Source organism: Pseudoduganella violaceinigra DSM 15887 (genome assembly GCF_000425385.1).
Taxonomy (GTDB): domain Bacteria; phylum Pseudomonadota; class Gammaproteobacteria; order Burkholderiales; family Burkholderiaceae_D; genus Rugamonas; species Rugamonas violaceinigra.
Genome location: NZ_AUDI01000045.1, coordinates 1 through 1,318, shown reverse-complemented (window position 1 = coordinate 1,318; position 1,318 = coordinate 1). Strand labels below are relative to the sequence as shown.

Below are 1,318 nucleotides of genomic sequence, written 5' to 3'. Positions count from 1 at the left end.
CCGTATGAGGGCGACTGGCGCACGCCGCTGTCGCTGCACCATTACTTGTATGCCTACGCTAATCCAGCGCGGTTTGTTGATCTCAACGGATATGACGCAGTCGACACATTAAATGGCGTCGCAACTTCAGTAACAAACCTGCTGTTCGGCGGCGACCTTCATCCGTATGACGACTATAAAGATGTTCAAGCATGGAAAGCCTCTCACCCGAGCCGTAATTGGAATTCGCCAAGGCCAGAAAAGGTCTTCCAGGTCGACTTACGAAACTGGAGTCTGAAGAGAGAAATTGTCGAAGGCAAGACACCGACGGAACAAATTGGAGGAATTCTGACGCTAGGCCTACCTGAGCTGGGCAAAAGCATCGGCACCTTCGCCGGTGCTGCCAATGTGGCGATGGACAAGGACTCAAGTGCGGTTGCTCGCAGCCAAGCGCATTATGACCTTGGCAGCAACGGTGTAGGTGTGGGCATTGCTGTCGCGCAGGTGGCTTTGACCAAGCGTTCTCCGCCTGCTGGAGGTAAGACGCGCGTGCCATCGGCTAATCCAGAATTAGCCAAGGCCCCAGGTAGTCCTGCGACGGTTGCTGCGGAAAGAGCGGAAATCACAACGGTGGAAGCTCATGGACGCGCGGGTAGCAAGGCGGGCGAAAAGGCCGCTAGTTCAAGGACTGCCGAGGCAAAGGTAAGACGAGTAAATTGTGATTCTTGCTTTATCGCGGGAACGCTTGTCGCAGTGAAGGATGGCTTCAAGGCGATTGAGGACGTTCGCGAGGGTGATCTCGTCCTGTCGAAGAGTGATGTAACTGGCGAGATTGCATACAAGCCGGTCACGGCACTAATCGCCACGCGAAATAAGGGTGTCTACGATCTGACCCTGCGAAACAGTGCTGGCGAAACAGAAGTGCTGACGGTAACTGACAATCATCCGTTCTGGGTACTGAACAAGGATCAGTATGTTGGTGGAGCTGTGGGGGCAGGGTGGGTCGAAAGCGGTCAGCTCAAGGCCGGGATGTTAGTTCAATCCAGCCAAGGCGTAGAGTTGGCGGTTGAGTCTCTGATGGATAAGCAGCAGTCGCCGGAAACTTACAATTTAACTGTTGACGGCTTCCATACCTATTTCGTTGGCAAGTTCCGTGTTTGGGTACACAATGTTAATTGCTTTGATGCGGACGGAAATGTTGTTGGCGGAAATCCAAGTTCCGTAACGGAGGCGAAAAGCGCGCTTGGCGAAAATGTGGTAATCCGCGTAAATTCAAATGGCACGGCCACAATTCATGTTGGACCGCATATTGTGGGGCCGTATAGAAAAGTGGACGGAC

At 53.3% G+C, this 1,318-nt stretch carries 1 protein-coding gene; it reads left to right on the top strand.

Features of this window, described 5'->3' with window-relative positions:
- The coding region (locus H597_RS34900; RefSeq protein ID WP_229632194.1) for a polymorphic toxin-type HINT domain-containing protein at positions 1 to 1,318 on the top strand (1,318 nt) is incomplete at both ends.